Source organism: Streptococcus infantis (genome assembly GCF_047460875.1).
In the GTDB taxonomy this organism is placed as follows: Bacteria; Bacillota; Bacilli; order Lactobacillales; family Streptococcaceae; genus Streptococcus; species Streptococcus infantis_AA.
In genome coordinates, this window is sequence record NZ_JASHFI010000005.1 from 88,722 (window position 1) to 108,253 (window position 19,532).

General features: G+C 39.6%; 26 protein-coding genes. 21 read left to right on the forward strand and 5 right to left on the reverse strand.

From position 1 onward, the window contains the following. The first annotated feature begins 100 nt into the window (after window positions 1-100). The 5 genes from QM887_RS04990 to QM887_RS05010 all read left to right on the forward strand — a co-directional run bounded on the left by QM887_RS04990 (window position 101) and on the right by QM887_RS05010 (window position 4,736). Complete coding sequence (locus QM887_RS04990; protein WP_414270791.1) at window positions 101-778, forward strand: tRNA (adenine(22)-N(1))-methyltransferase; 678 nt, start codon at window positions 101-103, stop codon at window positions 776-778. Then, window positions 765-1,562, forward strand: coding sequence for a Nif3-like dinuclear metal center hexameric protein (locus QM887_RS04995; RefSeq protein ID WP_414270793.1), 798 nt, complete (start codon window positions 765-767; stop codon window positions 1,560-1,562). Before QM887_RS04990 ends, QM887_RS04995 begins: the two co-directional genes overlap by 14 nt. A gap of 16 nt (window positions 1,563-1,578) precedes the next feature. Then, complete coding sequence (locus QM887_RS05000) at window positions 1,579-2,682, forward strand: NAD(P)/FAD-dependent oxidoreductase (RefSeq protein ID WP_414270794.1); 1,104 nt, start codon at window positions 1,579-1,581, stop codon at window positions 2,680-2,682. 100 nt (window positions 2,683-2,782) lie between these two features. After that, window positions 2,783-3,802 (forward strand): UDP-glucose 4-epimerase GalE, encoded by a 1,020-nt coding sequence (gene galE / locus QM887_RS05005; RefSeq protein WP_414270795.1) that lies wholly within the window; start codon window positions 2,783-2,785, stop codon window positions 3,800-3,802. Beyond that, complete coding sequence (locus QM887_RS05010) at window positions 3,786-4,736, forward strand: glycosyltransferase family 2 protein (RefSeq protein ID WP_414270796.1); 951 nt, start codon at window positions 3,786-3,788, stop codon at window positions 4,734-4,736. Before galE ends, QM887_RS05010 begins: the two co-directional genes overlap by 17 nt. A 98-nt stretch (window positions 4,737-4,834) precedes the next feature. On the opposite strand, the gene QM887_RS05015 is transcribed toward QM887_RS05010, so the two are convergent. Continuing rightward, complete coding sequence (locus QM887_RS05015) at window positions 4,835-5,038, reverse strand: ferredoxin (protein WP_414270797.1); 204 nt, start codon at window positions 5,036-5,038, stop codon at window positions 4,835-4,837. A 45-nt stretch (window positions 5,039-5,083) separates the two neighbouring features. On the opposite strand from QM887_RS05015, the gene QM887_RS05020 reads away from it, so the two are divergent. The 6 genes from QM887_RS05020 to pdxT all read left to right on the forward strand — a co-directional run bounded on the left by QM887_RS05020 (window position 5,084) and on the right by pdxT (window position 8,948). Then, complete coding sequence (locus QM887_RS05020; protein ID WP_414270798.1) at window positions 5,084-5,572, forward strand: SAG1386/EF1546 family surface-associated protein; 489 nt, start codon at window positions 5,084-5,086, stop codon at window positions 5,570-5,572. An 8-nt stretch (window positions 5,573-5,580) separates the two neighbouring features. Then, on the forward strand, window positions 5,581-6,252 hold the full coding sequence (cmk, locus tag QM887_RS05025; protein ID WP_414270800.1) for a (d)CMP kinase: 672 nt from the start codon (window positions 5,581-5,583) through the stop codon (window positions 6,250-6,252). A 135-nt stretch (window positions 6,253-6,387) separates the two neighbouring features. Beyond that, window positions 6,388-6,726 carry a zinc ribbon domain-containing protein YjdM gene (locus QM887_RS05030; RefSeq protein WP_075230400.1) on the forward strand — a complete coding sequence of 113 codons (339 nt, stop codon included), beginning with the start codon at window positions 6,388-6,390 and terminating at the stop codon, window positions 6,724-6,726. A gap of 2 nt (window positions 6,727-6,728) precedes the next feature. Then, a complete protein-coding gene (locus QM887_RS05035; RefSeq protein ID WP_414270801.1) occupies window positions 6,729-7,361 on the forward strand; it encodes a Pr6Pr family membrane protein in 633 nt (210 codons plus the stop codon). A 138-nt stretch (window positions 7,362-7,499) separates the two neighbouring features. Further along, entirely contained in the window at window positions 7,500-8,375 is an 876-nt protein-coding gene (gene pdxS / locus QM887_RS05040) for a pyridoxal 5'-phosphate synthase lyase subunit PdxS (RefSeq protein ID WP_414270802.1), read from the forward strand. After that, window positions 8,376-8,948, forward strand: coding sequence for a pyridoxal 5'-phosphate synthase glutaminase subunit PdxT (gene pdxT, locus QM887_RS05045; protein WP_414270803.1), 573 nt, complete (start codon window positions 8,376-8,378; stop codon window positions 8,946-8,948). A 34-nt stretch (window positions 8,949-8,982) separates the two neighbouring features. Here the strand turns inward: pdxT and trhA are convergent, their stop codons facing one another. Together trhA and QM887_RS05055 are read right to left on the reverse strand one after the other, a co-directional pair. Continuing rightward, on the reverse strand, window positions 8,983-9,630 hold the full coding sequence (gene trhA / locus QM887_RS05050) for a PAQR family membrane homeostasis protein TrhA (RefSeq protein ID WP_414270804.1): 648 nt from the start codon (window positions 9,628-9,630) through the stop codon (window positions 8,983-8,985). After that, on the reverse strand, window positions 9,620-10,075 hold the full coding sequence (locus QM887_RS05055) for a DUF1836 domain-containing protein (RefSeq protein ID WP_414270806.1): 456 nt from the start codon (window positions 10,073-10,075) through the stop codon (window positions 9,620-9,622). The genes trhA and QM887_RS05055 overlap by 11 nt, the downstream gene beginning before the upstream one ends. A 134-nt stretch (window positions 10,076-10,209) precedes the next feature. Between QM887_RS05055 and QM887_RS05060 the strand changes: the two genes are divergently transcribed. The 7 genes from QM887_RS05060 (at window position 10,210) to trxB (ending at window position 14,566) form a co-directional block, all read left to right on the forward strand. Then, complete coding sequence (locus tag QM887_RS05060; RefSeq protein ID WP_414270808.1) at window positions 10,210-10,710, forward strand: N-acetyltransferase family protein; 501 nt, start codon at window positions 10,210-10,212, stop codon at window positions 10,708-10,710. Then, a complete protein-coding gene (locus tag QM887_RS05065) occupies window positions 10,703-11,215 on the forward strand; it encodes a methylated-DNA--[protein]-cysteine S-methyltransferase (RefSeq protein WP_414270809.1) in 513 nt (170 codons plus the stop codon). Before QM887_RS05060 ends, QM887_RS05065 begins: the two co-directional genes overlap by 8 nt. Before the next feature lie 12 nt (window positions 11,216-11,227). Beyond that, entirely contained in the window at window positions 11,228-11,584 is a 357-nt protein-coding gene (locus QM887_RS05070; RefSeq protein ID WP_075230394.1) for a Spx/MgsR family RNA polymerase-binding regulatory protein, read from the forward strand. A gap of 157 nt (window positions 11,585-11,741) precedes the next feature. Next, a complete protein-coding gene (locus QM887_RS05075; RefSeq protein ID WP_414270810.1) occupies window positions 11,742-12,542 on the forward strand; it encodes an amino acid ABC transporter permease in 801 nt (266 codons plus the stop codon). Continuing rightward, entirely contained in the window at window positions 12,542-13,285 is a 744-nt protein-coding gene (locus QM887_RS05080) for an amino acid ABC transporter ATP-binding protein (protein WP_414270811.1), read from the forward strand. The genes QM887_RS05075 and QM887_RS05080 overlap by 1 nt, the downstream gene beginning before the upstream one ends. 79 nt (window positions 13,286-13,364) lie before the next feature. Continuing rightward, window positions 13,365-13,589, forward strand: a complete 225-nt coding sequence (locus QM887_RS05085; RefSeq protein WP_075230391.1) for a DUF4059 family protein — start codon at window positions 13,365-13,367, stop codon at window positions 13,587-13,589. Between the two features lie 65 nt (window positions 13,590-13,654). Next, window positions 13,655-14,566 (forward strand): thioredoxin-disulfide reductase, encoded by a 912-nt coding sequence (gene trxB / locus QM887_RS05090; RefSeq protein WP_414270812.1) that lies wholly within the window; start codon window positions 13,655-13,657, stop codon window positions 14,564-14,566. Window positions 14,567-14,747: 181 nt separating this feature from the next. Here trxB and rlmB read toward each other — a convergent pair whose 3' ends face one another. After that, entirely contained in the window at window positions 14,748-15,476 is a 729-nt protein-coding gene (gene rlmB, locus QM887_RS05095; protein WP_075230424.1) for a 23S rRNA (guanosine(2251)-2'-O)-methyltransferase RlmB, read from the reverse strand. A gap of 78 nt (window positions 15,477-15,554) precedes the next feature. Next, complete coding sequence (gene def / locus QM887_RS05100) at window positions 15,555-16,166, reverse strand: peptide deformylase (RefSeq protein WP_414270813.1); 612 nt, start codon at window positions 16,164-16,166, stop codon at window positions 15,555-15,557. Between the two features lie 155 nt (window positions 16,167-16,321). Here def and QM887_RS05105 point away from each other — a divergent pair, with 155 nt between their 5' ends. From QM887_RS05105 to QM887_RS05115, 3 genes are read left to right on the forward strand one after another with little or no spacing between them, the layout of a single operon-like run. Next, complete coding sequence (locus QM887_RS05105) at window positions 16,322-17,641, forward strand: CapA family protein (protein WP_414270814.1); 1,320 nt, start codon at window positions 16,322-16,324, stop codon at window positions 17,639-17,641. 23 nt (window positions 17,642-17,664) lie between these two features. Next, window positions 17,665-18,492, forward strand: a complete 828-nt coding sequence (locus tag QM887_RS05110; protein ID WP_414270815.1) for a Cof-type HAD-IIB family hydrolase — start codon at window positions 17,665-17,667, stop codon at window positions 18,490-18,492. Between the two features lies 1 nt (window position 18,493). Next, window positions 18,494-19,129 carry an SGNH/GDSL hydrolase family protein gene (locus QM887_RS05115; RefSeq protein WP_414270816.1) on the forward strand — a complete coding sequence of 212 codons (636 nt, stop codon included), beginning with the start codon at window positions 18,494-18,496 and terminating at the stop codon, window positions 19,127-19,129. Window positions 19,130-19,532 lie beyond the last annotated feature (403 nt).

A 19,532-nucleotide genomic window follows, 5' to 3' on the forward strand; every position in this document is an offset into this window, starting at 1 on the left:
GAAAGACTGCAATCCATGATTGCGGTCTTTTTTAGGTGCAGGATTGCCAGATAAAATATGGTATAATAAAGGGAAATAGAGTTTTTGAAAGTGAGAGAAGATGATTTCAAAGAGATTAGAAACAGTAGCTTCTTTTGTTCCCCAAGGAGCTGTTTTGCTGGACGTCGGTAGCGACCATGCTTATTTACCTATTGAATTAGTTGAAAAAGGTCATATTGAAGCTGCCATCGCGGGTGAAGTTGTAGAGGGACCCTATCAATCTGCAGTTAGAAATGTTGAAAGTCATGGCTTGACTGAGAAAATTCAGGTTCGTTTAGCCAATGGTTTAGCAGCTTTCGAAGAAAGTGACCAGATCTCTGTTATCACTATTGCAGGAATGGGTGGTCGTTTGATTGTTACGATATTAGAAGAGGGCTTGGACAAACTAGCCAATGTTGAGCGATTGATTCTTCAACCCAATAATCGTGAAGATGAGTTACGTAGTTGGTTACAAGACCATGGATTTCAGATTGTAGCTGAAAGTATTTTAGAGGAAGCTGGAAAAATTTACGAGATTCTAGTTGTGGAAGCTGGAGAAATGAAATTGTCAGCAAGTGACACCCGTTTTGGTCCTTTTCTATCTAAAGAACTTAGCCCCGTATTTGTCAAAAAGTGGCAAAGAGAAGCAAGTAAGCTCGAATTTGCCCTTAGTCAAATCCCAGAAAAAAATCATGAAGAACGTCAAGTTTTAGTAGATAAAATTCAAGCCATCAAGGAGGTGCTCCATGAAAGCAAGTGAAGTGATTAAGTGTTATGAAGCCTATTGTCCTCAAGAATTTTCTATGGAAGGCGATAGTCGTGGTTTGCAGATTGGTACCTTAGACAAGGACATCCAGAAAGTCATGGTTGCCCTTGATATACGTGAAGATACAGTGGCAGAAGCTATTGAAAAGGGAGTAGATCTGATGATCGTCAAGCACGCGCCTATCTTCCGTCCGATAAAGGACTTGGTAGCTAGTCGCCCTCAAAATCAGATTTATATTGATCTAATCAAGCATGATATTGCAGTCTATGTTAGCCATACTAATATTGATATTGTTGCAAACGGCCTTAATGACTGGTTCTGCCAACTATTGGATATTAAGGATACAACTTATCTACAGGAGACAGGTCCTGAACGTGGCATCGGGCGTATTGGCAATATTAAACCTCAAACGTTTGAAGAATTTGCTAGTCATGTTAAGGAAGTATTTGGTCTAGATAGTCTTCGTATGGTGTATTATAAAGAGACTGATTTGCAAAAAACAATTTCAAGAGTAGCTATTTGTGGTGGCAGTGGGCAGTCTTTCTACTCTGATGCTTTAGCAAAAGGAGCTCATGTTTACATTACTGGTGACATCTATTACCACACTGCCCAAGATATGTTGTCAGACGGCTTGTTGGCTCTGGATCCAGGTCACTATATTGAAGTTCTCTTTGTTGAAAAAATTGTAGCGTTCCTGAATGAATGGAAGGAAGAGAATGCTTGGTCGCTAGAAGTTGTCGCAAGTCAAGCGTCCACCAATCCATTCCATCATATCTAGTTAGAAGGTAAAGACAATGAAAAAAGTTGCCATTGTAGGTGCAGGAATTGTAGGGGCCACAGCTGCCTACTATCTTTCTAAGGAAGCTGATATCGAAGTAACTGTTTTTGATTTTGGACATGGGCAAGCAACCAAGGCGGCAGCAGGAATTATTAGTCCCTGGTTTTCTAAACGACGCAATAAGGCTTGGTATAAGATGGCGCGCCTAGGAGCGGATTTCTATGTAGATTTATTAGCTGACCTAGAAAAATCGGGTCAACAAGTTGATTTTTACCAGCGTTCTGGTGTCTTTCTTCTCAAAAAAGATGATTCCAAGCTCGAGGAACTCTATGACTTAGCCTTGCAACGTAGAGAAGAATCTCCCTTAATAGGCGAATTAGCCGTTTTAGACCAAACGGCAGCAAGTAACCTATTTCCAGGATTAGTGGGATTTGAACGTTTACTCTATGCTTCTGGAGGAGCTCGAGTAGACGGGCAACTCCTAGTAAGTCGTTTACTGAAAGCCAGTCAAGTAAAGGTTGTTAAGAAAGAGGTCAGTCTAAATCCGCTAGCATCGGGTTATCAAATAGACGATCAAATGTTTGACCAAGTCATCTTATCCACAGGAGCTTGGCTTGGACAGATTTTGGAGCCTTTAGGCTATGAAGTTGATGTTCGCCCTCAAAAGGGGCAACTCCGAGATTACCAAGTGCCACAAGACATGGGAGCTTACCCTGTTGTTATGCCTGAAGGGGAGTGGGATTTGATACCATTTCCCGGCGGTAAGTTATCTCTAGGAGCTACCCATGAAAATGATATGGGATTTGACCTAACGGTTGATGAGAATTTGCTCCAACAAATGGCTGAAGCAGCAAGTTCGTTTTATCCTAGCTTAAAAGATGCAATGATAAGTGGTGAACGTGTGGGTATTCGTGCTTATACAAGTGATTTTTCGCCGTTTTTCGGACAGGTTCCAGACTTATCAGGAGTCTTTGTTGCGAGTGGATTAGGATCGTCAGGATTGACAACTGGACCCATTATAGGCTATCACCTAGCCCAAATGCTTGAGGGGAGAAGTGGAGTATTAGATCCAGCAGATTATCCGATTGCAAAGTATGTTCAACGAAAAGAAATTAAGTAAATGTTTTACTTTATTTTACGTAATCTTTCGGGGTAGCAAATGACATTCCCCATCAAAAATGGTAAAATGAAAAAAATAATCTAAGAATCGAGGAAAAAAGATGCAAGAAAAGATTTTGGTAACAGGTGGTGCAGGTTTTATCGGAACTCACACTGTCGTTGAGTTAATCCAAGCAGGTCACCAAGTTGTTGTGGTGGATAACTTGGTCAACAGTAGCCGTAAAAGTTTAGAAGTAGTGGAAAGAATTACAGGAGTTGAGATTCCTTTTTATGAAGCTGATATCCGTGATACAGATACACTTCGTGATATTTTCAAACACGAAGAGCCAACAGGTGTGATTCATTTTGCTGGTTTGAAGGCAGTTGGTGAGTCAACTCGTATCCCACTTGCCTACTATGACAACAACATTGCTGGAACAGTTAGCCTTTTGAAGGCAATGGAAGAAAATAACTGTAAAAACATTATCTTCAGCTCTTCAGCAACAGTTTATGGAGATCCTCATACTGTTCCAATCCTAGAAAACTTCCCACTTTCAGCTACTAACCCATATGGCCGTACAAAACTGATGCTTGAAGAAATCTTGACAGATATTTATAAAGCAGACTCAGAATGGAACGTTGTGTTGCTTCGTTATTTCAACCCAATCGGTGCGCATGAGAGTGGAGATCTAGGAGAAAATCCAAACGGTATTCCAAATAACCTTTTGCCATATGTAACACAAGTCGCAGTTGGTAAGTTGGAACAAGTTCAAGTCTTTGGAGATGACTACGATACAGAAGATGGAACAGGTGTTCGTGACTATATCCACGTCGTTGACCTAGCAAAAGGACACGTTGCAGCCCTTAAGAAGCTTCAAAAAGATTCAGGACTAAACGTTTATAACCTTGGTACAGGAAAAGGTTACTCTGTCCTTGAAATTATCAAAAATATGGAAAAAGCAGTCGGACGTCCAATTCCTTACCGTATCGTTGAACGTCGTCCGGGTGATATCGCAGCCTGCTATTCTGACCCAGCAAAAGCTAAGGAAGAGCTCGGATGGGAAGCAGGACTTGGTATTACAGAAATGTGTGAAGATGCGTGGCGTTGGCAGAGCAAACATCCAAATGGATTTGAAGACTAAAATGATGATTTCAATCATAGTCCCATGTTTAAACGAAGAGGAAGTACTTCCTCTTTTTTATCAAACTCTTGAAGCACTGATTCCAGATTTGGGAACAGAAATCGAATATATTTTTGTAGATGATGGGTCAACTGATAGGACTTTGGAAGTTTTAAAGGCATATAGGGAGCAAAATTCTGCAGTACATTATATCTCTTTCTCGCGAAACTTTGGGAAGGAAGCAGCCTTATATGCAGGTTTACAACAAGCGACAGGAGACTTGGTGGTGGTTATGGATGCAGATCTTCAGGATCCGCCAAGTATCTTACTTGAGATGAAAGAACTACTAGATCAGAATCCAGATTTGGACTGTGTGGGAACACGTAGAACTAGTCGAGAGGGAGAGCCATTTCTACGTAGTTTCTGTGCCAATCTTTTTTATCGTTTCATGCAAAAAATTAGCCCAGTAGCTCTTCCCCTAGGGGTTCGTGATTTTCGGATGATGAGAAAATCAGTAGTAGATGCAGTGTTAGAATTGACAGAATACAATCGCTTTTCTAAAGGGCTCTTTGCCTGGGTTGGTTTTCGTACTCACTATCTAGAGTACCCTAATGTTGAAAGGCAGGCAGGTAAGACAAGTTGGAGTTTTAGACAACTCTTTTTCTACTCTATCGAAGGGATTGTAAATTTTTCAGATTTTCCTTTGATATTAGCCTTTGTTGCTGGTCTTACGTCTTGTTTTATGGCTTTGGTGATGACCCTTTTTGTAGTTATTCGTACTCTTATGCTTGGGAATCCAACCTCTGGCTGGACATCTCTGATGGCTGTCATTCTATTTCTTGGTGGTGTCCAATTATTGACCATTGGTATTCTGGGAAAATATGTCAGTAAAATTTATCTAGAAACAAAAAAAAGGCCCCTCTATCTGATAAAAGAACAGAGTGAGCCGAGATAGGCTTTGATAAAAATTAGTCCTTCAAAAGACTATAATTTTCTGGAAAAATATGCTAAACTAGAAGAAGCGGGATCTAGAAATAGAATCTCCATTAACGATTAAAAATGGTCTTTGATGAGCGCGCGAGTTGGGCAATTTTTAACAGCCTCTAAGACGTCTTGACTAGGAGAAATTTCTTTTTCTAGTTGATCAGGATCATCGTAAAAACGTACAATACCATTATCATGGTAATCAAATAATTCAGAATAAGTTTGGCATAGCCCACAGGCAATGCATCGTTCAGGTATAAGTGTGATTTTCATATTTATATTGTAATAAGAAAATAGAAAAAAAACAAGGAGTAAGATATGGAAAAGGAACCGTGGCAAGAAGATATCTATAACAATGAGGAAAGCCGTTCGGAGCGCAGAAGCAGAGGAAATAAGGGAACAGGAGTGGTTGCTAACCGTATTCTAACCATTTTAGCTTGTATTTTCTTTGTAATCGTGGTCGGTATGATTACTGTTTTAATCTATCTATCTTCAGGTGGTAGTGATCGTACGGCAGCCTTGAAAGATTTCCATGATTCTTCTGCACCTAAGGTAGAAGAAGTATCGTCAACATCTTCAAGTAGTTCAGAAGAAGCATCAAGTTCAGAAGCGGAAACAACATCTTCAAGTAGTTCAGAGGGACATGCTAATGCCGAGGGAACTATTACTGTTCTTGCTGGTGAAGGTGAAGCGGCTATCGCAGCTAGAGCAGGAATTTCTATTGCCCAGCTTGAAGCCTTGAATCCTGGTCATATGTCTTCAGGTTCTTGGTTTGCAAATCCTGGTGATGTTCTTAAGACAAGATAGGAGTTAGAATGAAAACAATTCAGATCGCTATTGATGGTCCAGCTTCAAGTGGTAAGAGTACAGTAGCTAAGATCATAGCTAAGGATTTTGGTTATACCTACTTGGACACAGGTGCCATGTATCGTGCGGCAACTTATATTGCCTTACAGTATCAAATCAATCCAGAAGAAACCTCTCAGCTCCTTGATTTATTGGATCAATATCCGATTAGTTTTGGTCGTGCCGAAACAGGAGAACAACTTGTTTTTGTTGGAGATGTTGATGTTACCAATCCAATCCGTGAAAATGAAGTAACTAATGCAGTATCAGCTTTTGCTGCCATTCCAGCCATTCGTGAAAAATTGGTTGCTCTTCAACAAGAAATTGCCCAACAAGGCGGTATTGTCATGGATGGGAGAGATATTGGTACAGTGGTGTTGCCTAAGGCTGAATTGAAGATTTTTCTTGTTGCTTCAGTTGATGAGCGAGCAGAACGTCGTTACAAGGAAAATCTTTCAAAGGGGATCGAAACAGATCTAGAAACTTTGAAAGAAGAAATTGCTGCGCGTGACTACAAGGATAGTCATCGAAAAACTTCGCCTCTTAAACAAGCAGAGGATGCTATCTACTTAGATACTACAGGACTAACTATTTTAGAAGTTGTCGAAAAAATCAAGTCAGAAGCAGTTAAACATTTTTAATTGAAGCTCATAATCGATTGACCACGATGGTGGTCAATTTTTTTACGATTTGTCAAATCTTCTATTTTAGGGTATAATAGTTTCTGTTAAAGAAAATTTGACAATCAAACCATCATGAAACTATAAGGAGATAAAATGAACAATCTACCAAATTGCCCAAAATGTAATTCAGAATACGTCTATGAAGACGGAGCCTTGCTAGTCTGCCCAGAGTGTGCTTATGAATGGAATCCAGCAGAACAAACAGAAGCTGAAGATGGTGTTGTTGCTATTGATGCTAATGGAAATAAATTGGCTGATGGAGATACAGTAACCTTGATTAAAGATTTGAAGGTTAAAGGGGCTCCTAAAGACCTCAAACAAGGAACACGCGTTAAAAATATCCGTATCGTTGAAGGTGACCACAACATCGACTGTAAGATTGATGGTTTTGGTGCTATGAAATTGAAATCAGAATTTGTTAAAAAGATTTAATCATGACTACTTGGAATAAATTTATTTTTTTCAGTCGGACTCTCTTGTTTTTCGCAGCATTTACAGGGGTCTATCTGGAAATTACCAAACGTGGTGGTTTAGGGATGTTGCTTTACTATACAGTCCTTTCCAATCTTTTGGTTGTAATCTTTACAGCTTATCTTTTGTTAAAGATGCGTAGTGGCGGTGATAGTTGGCAGAGTGCTGGGATTCTACGTCTCAAAGGTGGTGTCACTATGAGTATTATGATTACTTGTGTTATCTATCATTTCATGCTAGCTCCTTTGACGACAGATTTTTACCGTTTGGAAAATTTCCTTTGCCATTATATTGTCCCTCTCTGGTTTTTAGCAGATACAATTATTTTTGATAAGAGTCGTCAATATAAGTGGTTTGATCCCATGCTTTGGACCAGCCTTCCTTTGTTTTATATGATTTTTGCCATCTTAAACGGTTTTGTTCTAAAGATGGATGTCCCTAATGCTAAGGATAGTCCCTTCCCATATTTCTTTTTGAATGCTCCCAAACATGGTTGGGGCTTTGTCTTTAAATGGGCGGCAACTATCTTTGTTGCCTACATGGTTTCAGGATATCTCTTTTATCTTGTCAAAAGTATTAAAAAATCTAAGAAATAAAAGTACCCAATGTGGGTGCTTTTTTTGTGATAGAGATAATTGTACCCGGACAAATCGATTTATTTTATCTTGTTATGCAGTCTTTTATACCTTACAATAAAACTGTAGCTACCAATACAACTATTGAGGATGAAAAAAATGACTGAAAATCGTTATGAATTAAATAAGAATTTAGCACAGATGCTTAAAGGTGGCGTCATCATGGATGTCCAAAACCCTGAACAGGCAAGAATTGCTGAGGCTGCAGGTGCGGCAGCAGTTATGGCTTTGGAACGAATCCCAGCTGATATTCGTGCGGCGGGTGGTGTCTCTCGCATGAGTGATCCAAAGATGATTAAGGAAATTCAAGAAGCAGTCAGCATTCCAGTAATGGCTAAGGTTCGAATTGGGCATTTTGTTGAAGCACAGATTTTAGAAGCTATCGAGATTGACTATATTGATGAGAGCGAAGTTCTATCTCCAGCTGACGATCGTTTCCATGTGGACAAGAAAGAATTTCAAGTTCCTTTTGTTTGTGGTGCTAAAGACCTAGGAGAAGCCTTGCGTCGTATCGCTGAAGGAGCTTCTATGATCCGTACAAAAGGGGAACCTGGAACAGGAGACATCGTTCAGGCAGTCCGCCATATGCGTATGATGAATCAAGAAATCCGCCGCATTCAAAATCTCCGTGAGGACGAGATATATGTCGCAGCAAAAGAACTCCAAGTACCTGTAGAATTAGTTCAATATGTTCACGAACATGGAAAACTACCAGTTGTTAACTTTGCGGCTGGAGGGGTTGCAACACCAGCGGACGCTGCTCTTATGATGCAGCTAGGTGCAGAAGGTGTCTTTGTTGGCTCAGGGATTTTCAAGTCAGGTGATCCTGTTAAACGTGCGGCAGCAATTGTCAAGGCTGTTACCAATTATCAGAATCCTCTAATTCTGGCTCAAATCTCGGAAGACTTAGGAGAAGCCATGGTTGGTATTAATGAAAATGAAATCCAAATTCTCATGGCAGAGCGAGGAAAATAGATGAAAATCGGAATATTGGCCTTGCAAGGTGCCTTTGTAGAACACGAGAAAATGCTTGCTCAACTAGGAGTTGAAAGTATTGAACTGCGAAACCTAGAAGATTTTCAGCAACACCAGAGTGACCTGTCTGGGCTAATCTTGCCAGGGGGAGAGTCTACAACTATGGGGAAACTGTTGCGAGATCAGCAGATGCTCATTCCTATAAGAGATGCTATTCTCAATGGTTTACCAGTCTTTGGAACTTGTGCGGGTTTAATTTTGCTAGCAAAACAAATCACTTCTCAGGAGGAAATCCATCTAGCGACTATGGACATAGTAGTAGAGCGCAATGCCTATGGACGTCAGCTAGGAAGCTTTTATACAGAAGCTGACTGCAAGGGTGTTGGCAAGATTCCCATGACCTTTATCCGTGGACCTATTATTAGTGAAGTTGGTAAGGGTGTTGATGTTCTGGCAGTAGTGAACAATCAAATCGTTGCTGCTCAAGAAAAGAATATGCTAGTAACGTCCTTTCATCCTGAATTGACAAATGATCTTCGCCTACATCAGTACTTTATCGATATGTGTAAATAAGAAAAGAAGTTGGAATTTCTCCCAACTTCTTTTCTTACATATAATAAACAATGGCAATGTATTGGAGAGTTGAAGCTGCTAGAATGAAGAGGTGCCAGATCATGTGGAAGTATGGTTTCTTTTTAGCATAAAAACCAGCACCAACTGTATAGCAAAGCCCACCTGATACCATAAGAGTCCAAAAGATTGGATTTGTTTGACTGATGATTGCTGGTAGGATAGTCACAACTAGCCAACCCATGATGAGGTAGAGTATCAGACTAAATTTTTCATTGACTTTTTTGGAAAATATTTTATAAAGAATACCAAAAATAGTTGTTCCCCACTGAATGGCGATAATGAGATAACCAAACCAGTTATTCATCAAGGTCAAAACGACAGGAGTATAAGAGCCAGCAATCGCAACATAAATCATAGAATGGTCGATGATACGAAGCACGTACTTATGAGTGGAACCATAAGCCATAGAGTGATAAATAGTCGATGAAAGAAACATAAGAAAGAGGCTGATGACGAAGATGGACACACCGACAGACGATAAAAATCCATGAGCTTCATAACTATAAGTCGATGAGATAGGGAGCAAAATCAGCATGATAAGTGCCCCTACAGCATGGGTGACACTGTTTGCTATTTCTTCTCCAAAACTAAGGCGCTTGCTAAGTTTAAAACTAGTATTCATTTGTTTCCTCCTCTTCATTTTCTGTATAGACTAGTGCAAGTGTTTGATGATAGAGTTTGACCGTTTGGCAGCTTGCCTGGATAATGGAATTAGCTGGATCAATGTCTTCATTCATATAGTCCACAAAAGCATTGTAAAGTTCTTGTGAGTTAGTCTCTGTGTGTAGGGTGTTTAGGGTTTGAGCGATTTCCTGGATTGAAAAAACAGACTTGAGTGTTGTGATAGCAATCAATCGGGCAATTTGTTTGCGTTGGTATTTTTTCTTTTCAGGTTTACTGATATAGCCGTGCTTCACATAGTTGTTCACCATTGATGCAGTTAAACCTTTCTCTTTAGCAAGAGAAATAGGGGAACAAACTTTATTCACATAAAGTAGGACCTGATCCAAATAGAGATCAATGTTTGGAATTTCGTCCCATTCTGGGTAGGAAAAAGTAGTTTTCATTTCCAACTCCTGTTTATCTAGTTTTGATAACTAGATTATAAAATAATAGAAACAAAAAGTCAAGTTTTAACTGCTTGTAGAAAGCCTTAAATTATGCTATGATGAGAGAAACTAGTCAGAAAAGAGGAAGAAAAATGGAAATTCGTTTAGCTTTTCCAAATGAAGTTGATGCAATTATGCAGGTGATTGAGGATGCTAAAAAATGCTTGGCGGAAGCTGGTAGCACTCAGTGGCAAAACGGCTACCCAGATGCAGATACCATTATTGAAGATATTATCTCTGGTCAAGCTTATGTAGCCCTAGAAGAAGGTGATCTCTTAGCCTATGCAGCAGTGACTAAGAGCCCAGAATCTGCCTATGAAGCTATTTATGAAGGCAAATGGCAAGGAGGAGAGACAGAGTATCTAGTTTTTCATCGTATTGCTGTGGCAGCAGATGTTCAAGGGCAAGGGGTAGCGCAGACCTTCTTGGAAGGCTTGATTGAAGGCTTTGATTACCTAGATTTTCGTTCAGATACGCACGCTGAAAATAAGGCTATGCAACATATCTTTGAAAAGCTTGGTTTTAAACAGGTCGGTAAAGTTCCAGTAGATGGAGAACGCTTGGCTTATCAAAAATTAAAATCAAATGCCTAAGAAGTATGCAAAGATGCTGTACGGTTCTCCGATTGGGATCTTATCTTTGGTAGCAGATGATCACTATCTGTTTGGGATATGGGTTGAAGCACAGAGTTATTTTGAGAGAGGCTTGTCGCTAGGTAATCTAGTTGAGGTGGAAAGTCATCCCATTTTAAATCAGATTGCTAGCTATTTAGATGCTTATTTCAAAGGACAAAATCAAGATTTGTCTCAGTTACCTTTAGCTCCTGTCGGTAGTGATTTCGAAAAAAGAGTTTGGAACTACTTGCGGGGAATTCCTTTTGGTCAGACAGTTACTTATGGTCAAATAGCTAAGGACTTGCATGTAGCTTCTCCTCAAGCTATCGGAGGAGCTGTAGGCCGAAATCCTTGGTCTATCCTCGTACCTTGTCACCGTGTACTAGGAGCTGGCAATCGTCTTACAGGCTATGCTTCGGGAGTTGAAAAGAAGGCTTGGCTCTTGAAGCATGAAAATGCAACATTTAAAGAGAAGAAAGAATAGAAAGAGAAGAAAATGTTAGAATTTATCGAATATCCAAAATGTACAACCTGCAAAAAAGCAAAAAAAGAGCTAGATCAACTTGGACTAGAATATAAAGATGTTCATATTGTCGAAGAAACACCAACTGAGGAAGTGATTTTGACCTGGTTAGAAACTTCAGGTTTTGAATTAAAACAGTTCTTTAATACCAGTGGTATCAAATATCGTGAGCTAGGCTTGAAAGATAAGGTCGGAAGCATGTCAAAACAAGAAGCAGCTAAACTCTTAGCTAGTGATGGCATGTTACTCAAACGTCCAATTCTTGTTAAAGGTGGACAGATTCAGCAAATTGGCTATCGTAAAGCCTATGAAGAGCTTGGTTTGAATTAGGTTTTATCTATCTCTTTGATAAAAATAATATATGTCTGGCTTCTCTAAAAGTGTGTTAAACTAGTATTTAGACCTAGAAAGTCTTTACCCGTAGCAAATATTTTTAATCAGAGCAGAAGTATGATAGAATGAATCATTATCAGGAGAGGATGTTTCTATGAACGTTACAACACTTTTAGCATCAGATTGGTATCAAAACTTGATGCAGTATATTCCAGACGGCAAACTCTTTAGCTGGCGTTCGGTTTTTGATGGCATTCCAAGAATTGTCCAACAATTACCGACAACCTTGATGTTGACAGTATGTGGTGCTTTTTTTGGTATAATCTTGGCCTTGGTTTTTGCTATTGTAAAAATTAATCGCGTTAGAATTCTTTATCCATTACAAGCATTCTTTGTTAGTTTCTTAAAAGGGACACCAATCCTAGTGCAGTTGATGTTGACTTACTATGGAATTCCTCTAGCATTAAAAGCGTTGAATCAACAATGGGGAACTGCTTTTAATGTCAATGCGATTCCAGCCGCAGCTTTTGCCATTGTAGCTTTTGCTTTTAACGAAGCAGCTTACGCTAGTGAAACTATCCGTGCCGCTATTCTTTCTGTCAATCCTGGAGAGATTGAAGCCGCTCGTAGTCTTGGAATGACACGTGCACAAGTTTACCGTCGTGTGATTATTCCAAATGCAGCAGTGGTTGCAACACCAACCTTGATTAACTCCTTGATTGGCTTGACCAAGGGGACTTCCCTAGCCTTCAGTGCAGGTGTTGTGGAAGTTTTTGCCCAAGCTCAGATTTTGGGTGGTGCAGACTATCGTTACTTTGAGCGTTTCATCTCGGTCGCCCTAGTTTATTGGGTAGTGAATATCGCCATTGAAAATCTTGGTCGCTTTATTGAGAAAAAGATGGCAATCGAAGCACCAGATAATGTGGAAACAGATGTGAAAGGAGACCTTCGCTAATGATTAAGATTTCAAATTTAAGCAAATCCTTTTCAGGTCAAACCGTCTTGGATCATCTGAATTTAGATATTCAAAAAGGAGAGGTTGTTGCCTTGATTGGTTCTTCAGGGGCTGGAAAATCCACCTTTCTCCGTAGCCTAAACTATCTTGAAACACCTGATAGTGGAAGCATTCAAATCGATGACTTTTCAGTTGATTTTTCTCAAATTACTCAAGATGAGATCCTGACACTTCGTCGTAAATTGTCCATGGTATTTCAACAATTTAATTTATTTGAGCGTAGAACAGCCTTAGACAATGTCAAGGAAGGTTTGCTTGTTGTCAAGAAATTATCGAACGAAGAAGCAACTAAGATTGCCAAAGAAGAGTTGGCTAAGGTTGGGCTTTCAGATCGTGAACAGCATTATCCGCGTCACTTGTCAGGGGGACAAAAACAACGGGTAGCTATAGCGCGTGCTCTAGCCATGAAACCAGACGTGTTACTTTTGGATGAACCAACTTCAGCCCTTGACCCAGAGTTGGTCGGTGAAGTGGAAAAATCTATCGCAGATGCTGCAAAATCAGGTCAAACCATGGTTTTGGTTAGTCATGATATGTCATTTGTTGCTCAAGTAGCTGATAAGGTTTTATTCTTGGATAAAGGAAAGATTATTGAGACTGGAACTCCTGATGAGATTATCAACCACCCAAAAGAAGAACGAACAAAAGAGTTCTTTGCTAGTTACAAACGGACCTATATTTGATATAATAGAAGATAAGAAAAACTCAGTTGGCTAAGCTAACTGGGTTTGCTCTTTAAAAATGTTAGAAATGAGAGAGAGCATGCTACTTCAAATATTTTCCTTGTACTTCCAAAGTTTAGTTTTAACCATGCTACTAGTCTTGATTGTCTTGGGACTTTGGATTGGTTTAAGAGCCCTATCAGGTGTTGATAAAACAGCTAAGGCTCGCCAAGCCCATCTTTACGATATGATTATGATTGGAGTTTTAACAATTCCAGTATTGTCATTTGCAACCATGAGCATTTTGTTGGTTCTCAAGGCTTAATAGTTGTAAAATGGGATTTAATCCGTTAGAATAAAAATAGTTACAACAAGAAAGAAGGAAAGTGAATGTACGATACGATTATTATCGGGGCAGGTCCTGCTGGGATGACTGCAGCCTTATACGCAGCACGTAGCAATTTGAAAGTTGCTTTGATTGAAGGTGGACTTCCTGGTGGTCAGATGAATAATACCTCTGACATTGAAAACTATCCAGGTTATGCTAACATTAGTGGACCTGAGTTAGCAGAAAAGATGTTTGAACCTCTTGAAAATCTAGGTGTTGAACATCTCTATGGCTTTGTAGAAAATATTGAGGACCATGGTGATGTGAAGAAAGTAATCACAGACGATGAAGAATTTGAAACTCGCACAGTTATCGTAGCGACTGGTTCAAAACATCGTCTCTTAGGAGTTCCAGGAGAAGAAGAACTCAATAGTCGTGGAGTTTCTTACTGTGCAGTTTGTGATGGAGCCTTTTTCCGCGATCAGGATTTGTTGGTTGTAGGTGGAGGTGACTCCGCGGTTGAAGAGGCTATCTTTTTAACACGGTTTGCAAAATCTGTTACCATTGTTCACCGTCGTGATGAGCTTCGTGCTCAAAAAGTCTTGCAAGACCGCGCCTTTGCTAATGATAAAATCAAATTCATTTGGGATTCTGTCGTAAAAGAAATCAAGGGTGAAAACCGTGTGGAGTCAGTTGTCATTGAAAATGTTAAAACAAATCAAGTGACTGAACATGCCTTTGGTGGTGTATTTATCTATGTTGGTTTAGATCCAGTTAGTGATTTTACAAAAGATTTACAAATCCAAGATGAATCAGGTTGGATTGTGACAGATGACCATATGAAAACAAGTGTTGCAGGAGTCTTTGCAGTTGGGGATGTTCGTCAGAAAGACCTTCGTCAAGTTACAACAGCGGTTGGTGATGGCGCGATTGCAGGCCAAGAAGCCTATAAATTTATTACTGAGCATTATTAAAAAGGCGGTGGGACAGAAATCGATAGACAAAGTCTCGATTTCGTAGTCCCAGCCCTGCGAGGATGATTAGGAGCTTTTTGGAGTCTAAAAGACGAACAAAAAGTTCAATCAGCTACCGCGTCAAAGTTTGATTGCTAATAAAAAGTGAGGTCGGGATCTTTTGTCCCAACCTCACTTTTTATTAGAGTCGATTTCGGAAGACTTCGTACATGAGGATAGCAGCGGCAACACTGGCATTGAGACTTTGTACGTGTCCGTTCATAGGAATGGTAATCATCTCGTCCACTTGTTTTTTGATGTTGCTTGAAATTCCCTTACCTTCGTTGCCGATAATGAGGGCGACTTTACCACTTGTGTTCCATTTATGGCAAGGAGTCCCGTTCATATCAGTTCCAAAAGTCCAAAAGCCCTCTTCTTTAAGTTTGTCCAAGGTTTGACTGAGGTTAGTCACGCGAGCGATAGGAACATGCTCAATGGCACCTGTTGCTGTTTTAGCAACGACAGGAGTAACGCCGACAGCTCGATGTTTGGGAATGATGACACCCGAAACATTGGTTGCATCAGCTGTTCTTAGAATAGAGCCGAGGTTGTGAGGGTCAGTTAGTCCATCAAGGATCAATAGCAGTGGATTTTTCTCTTGACGGGTCTTGGCAAGAATCTGCTCCAGTTCAGTGTAGGCGAATTCTGAAACGCGCAAGACAAAACCTTGGTGAACAGCTCCTTCAGTCATTTCGGAAAGAGACTTTTTTGAAGTCCAAGAGATAGAGACCTTCTTCTCGGTTGCTAGTTCTTTGACTTTTTCAACATTTTTTCCTCTTAAGTCTTCTTGAACATAGAGCTTGTTGCCAGTATTGGCTAAGAGGGCTTCGGTAACGGCGTGAACGCCATAGACAATATCGTTTGTTTTCATAGTTTTAATTTTAAAGTTATAGGACTGAGGCAAACTGCTATCATTTTTAGGATACCTGTTGACTCAGTAGTTGCTAGTTTATTCTAGGATGAGGAGTCCTTCTTTGATTTCAAAAGGATCTTTTTCATTGATACGATCGTAGAACATGACGCCATTTAAGTGGTCAATTTCGTGTTGAACGACGATTGAGTTGTAGCCTTTCAGCTTGATGCGGTGCTTTTCTCCATCTTTATCAAAATAGTCCACAGTTACTCGAGCATGGCGGATAACATAGCCTGGAACGGCACGGTCGACAGACAAGCAACCTTCTCCCTCGCCTAGAGCAGCATCTTGGACTGAGTGGGATACGATTTTCGGATTGTACATGACAGCCTGTAAATCATATGCTTCTTGAGGTGTTTCACCTTCCTCGGTGATATTAGGAACTAAAACAGCAATGATGCGTTTTGAGATATCGAGTTGTGGTGCTGCAAGACCAACTCCACCACGTAGACCTAATTTTTCAGCCATAACAGGGTCTTGTGAGTGTTTTAAAAATTGCATCATTTTTTCTCCGAGAATGATATCTTGATCACTCAAGGGGAAGCTGACTTCTTCAGCAACGGCACGAAGAGTTGGGTTTCCTTCGCGGATAATATCTTTCATATCAATTAAATGAGCAGCTTTGGTAATTCTTTCTATAGCAGACATGTTCTCTCTCCTTTTCTTACTTTACATGATAACACAAAATAGCCTAGAATGAAAGCACATTAGTTCTATCAGGATGCATTCTCCAGATGAAATACTATCTTGTCTATGGTATAATAAGTTAAGGAGACTTGCATCAAAAAGCAGGGAGAAAAAATATGGAAAAACGTAGTAGAAGCAGAAAAAATGGTTCGAACTTTCAAGTTATCAGAACTGTTGTTCGATTTTTTAGGAACTATAAACAGTGGAGCAATAGAACTTTTATTGTAGTTTTGTTGGCTTTTGTAGCTCTCTCCATGATCACGACTTTGTTAGTAGAAGGGGCTCAGGGGATTTCATTGACCAGTAGTGACTCGACTGTAGTACATCATAAATCCAATGCTCAGGAAAAGAGTGAGGATACTGAGAAAGAAACCAGTGCTCGTATTATGGCTCATGGAGATTTGCTTTATCATATTCCTATTTATCGTACAGCTCTAAAAGAGGATGGGAGCTATGATTTTCATGAAAATTTTGACTATGTCAAACCTTGGTTTAAGAAGGCTGATCTAGTCATCGGAGACTTTGAAGGGACTATTAGTAAGGACCATTACCTTGCAGGCTATCCTTTATTTAATGCTCCAGGAGAGGTTATGGATGCGATAAAGGATGCTGGTTATCAAGTGCTGGACTTGGCCCACAATCACATCTTGGATTCCCAGTTGGAAGGAGTTATCTCTACAGCGGATGCGATCGAAAAGGCAGGCATAACTCCTATCGGAGTATATACCCATGAAGCGCGTGATAAGGCGCCTTTAGTGATTAAGCAAGTAAATGGTATTAAGGTTGCTTTCCTAGCCTATTCTTATGGCTTTAATGGTATTGAGGAATACATTTCTAAAGAGGATTACAATAATTACCTGTCCGACTTAAATGAAGATAAGATGAAGGCTGAAATTGAGCGAGCTGAAAAAGAGGCAGACATAACCGTTGTCATGCCTCAAATGGGAATTGAGTATCAATTAGAACCAACTGAAGAACAAAAGATTCTCTACCACAAGATGATTGACTGGGGAGCTGACCTTATCTTTGGAGGGCATCCTCACGTTGTTGAACCAGCTGAAACAGTTGAAAAAAATGGAGATAAAAAACTCATTATCTACTCTATGGGCAATTTCCTATCTAATCAACGGATTGAAACCATGCAGGATGAGGAAAATGCTAAGTGGACGGAGCGTGGAGTCCTCATGGACGTAACCATTAAGAAGAAAGCAGGCAAGACAACTATTGAGACTGCAGCAGCTCATCCAACTTGGGTTAACCGTACTCCAAAAGGGACCTATTCACCTGACGGCTATCCACTTTTTCTTTATCAGACCTATATCTTGGAAGATTTTATAGAAGGTGGGACTCATCGTGAAAAATTGGATGAGGAAACCAAGGAAAGAATTGACTTAGCCTACAAAGAAATGAATGAACATGTTGGCTTGAAGTGGTAGTGGTATTTCTAAAAGGAGACGAGATGACGATAAAATTAATTGCGACAGACATGGATGGAACCTTATTGGATCCCAAAGGTCAAGTAGATTTACCTCGTTTGGAGAAGCTTCTTGATCAGCTAGAAGAAAGGGGAATTCGATTTGTCATTGCGACTGGAAATGAGATTCATCGTGTGAAACAATTACTAGGGCATTTGACAGAGCGAATAGTTTTGATTGTAGCTAATGGGGCGAGAATTTTTGAAGGCAATCAACTTTTACAGGCTCAAACTTGGGATGATGACATGGTTAATCGGGCTTTAGAATTTTTCAAGGACCGAGAATGCCAAGATCAGTTTGTAGTGACCAGTATGAATGGTGGTTTTGTGAAAGAAGGCACCGTCTTTACTCAACTTGAAAATTTTATGACTCCTGAGATGATTGAACTTTTTTATCAGCGGATGAATTTTGTGGAAGAGTTAGAGTCTCATCTTTTTGGTGGAGTGTTAAAAATGAGCTTGGTAGTCGGTGAGGAGCGCTCTGACTCAGTTTTAGAGGAAATCAATCAGCTCTTTAATGGTCATGTTCAGGCTGTCTCAAGTGGTTATGGCTGTATCGATATTCTTCAGTCTGGTATTCATAAAGCCTGGGGCTTACAAGAGCTACTCAAGCGTTGGGACATCAAAGCTGAGGAAATCATGGCTTTTGGTGATAGTGAAAATGATGTAGAAATGCTTCAATTAGCTGGAATTGCCTATGCCATGGAAAATGCCGACGACAAGGCCAAAGCAGTAGCAACTGACTTTGCTCCATCCAATAGTCAGGCAGGAGTTTATCAGGTTTTGGAAGACTGGCTAGAAAAAGGAGAATGAAATGGCAGTGCAGTTGTTAGAAACGTGGCTCCTAAAAGAGCAAGGAAAAATCCAAAACAAGTATCGTGAACTCAATCAAATCTCCCTATTGAATCCAGATATCATTTTTATTGGTGATTCTATCATCGAATATTATCCCTTGCAGGAGTTACTAGGACCTTCAAAGATCATGGTCAATCGAGGCATCAGGGGTTACCAAACAGGGCTTTTACTTGATAATCTTGATGCCCATCTCTATGGTGATGCTGTTGATCAGATTGTTCTTTTGATTGGGACAAATGATATTGGTAAGGAAGTAGAGTTGGAGCAGACCTTGCATAATATCGAAGCTGTGATTCAGTCAATTGCGCGTGATTTTCCGCTTACCCAAATCAAGCTTCTTTCTATTTTACCAGTTAATGAAGGTACAGAGTATCAGCAGACAGTTTATATCCGCACCAATGAGAAAATCAAGGCCTGGAATCAAGCATATCAAGACTTAGCTTCAGCCTATATGCAGGTTGAATATATCCCAGTATTTGATAGCTTGCTAGATGAAGCTGGACAATTAAAACCTACCTACACAACCGATGGCCTACACCTAAGTGTTGCTGGTTATCAGGTTCTTTCAAAAGTATTGAGAGATTATCTTTTTTAGAATTTTAAAAAGTTTGTAAAAAGTAATAGATAAATAATTGACATAAAAAAAATTCTTCTTGTAGATGTAAATAGTGATAAAGATTCACTAAAATCTATAGGTTGAATTTTTTATATTTATTATAAATAACGATAAAAATAAACGTTTTTCACTGTATTTAGTATCCAAGATAAATAAATAATATTATTTAAATAAAATAATTTAAATTTTTTTGTGGCTAAATATTACTCTAAAATGTATATTATGCATTTTAAAAGTAGTTTCATGGGCCTCATTATTCTTGATATAATAAGGCTAATATGGTATACTTTTAAAGTTACTGTAGTGTGGAGGATAGTGTTTTCTTTTCAGAAAATTCTTAATATTCTTACATATTATTAGTTAAAATGTTAAAAAAGGAGAA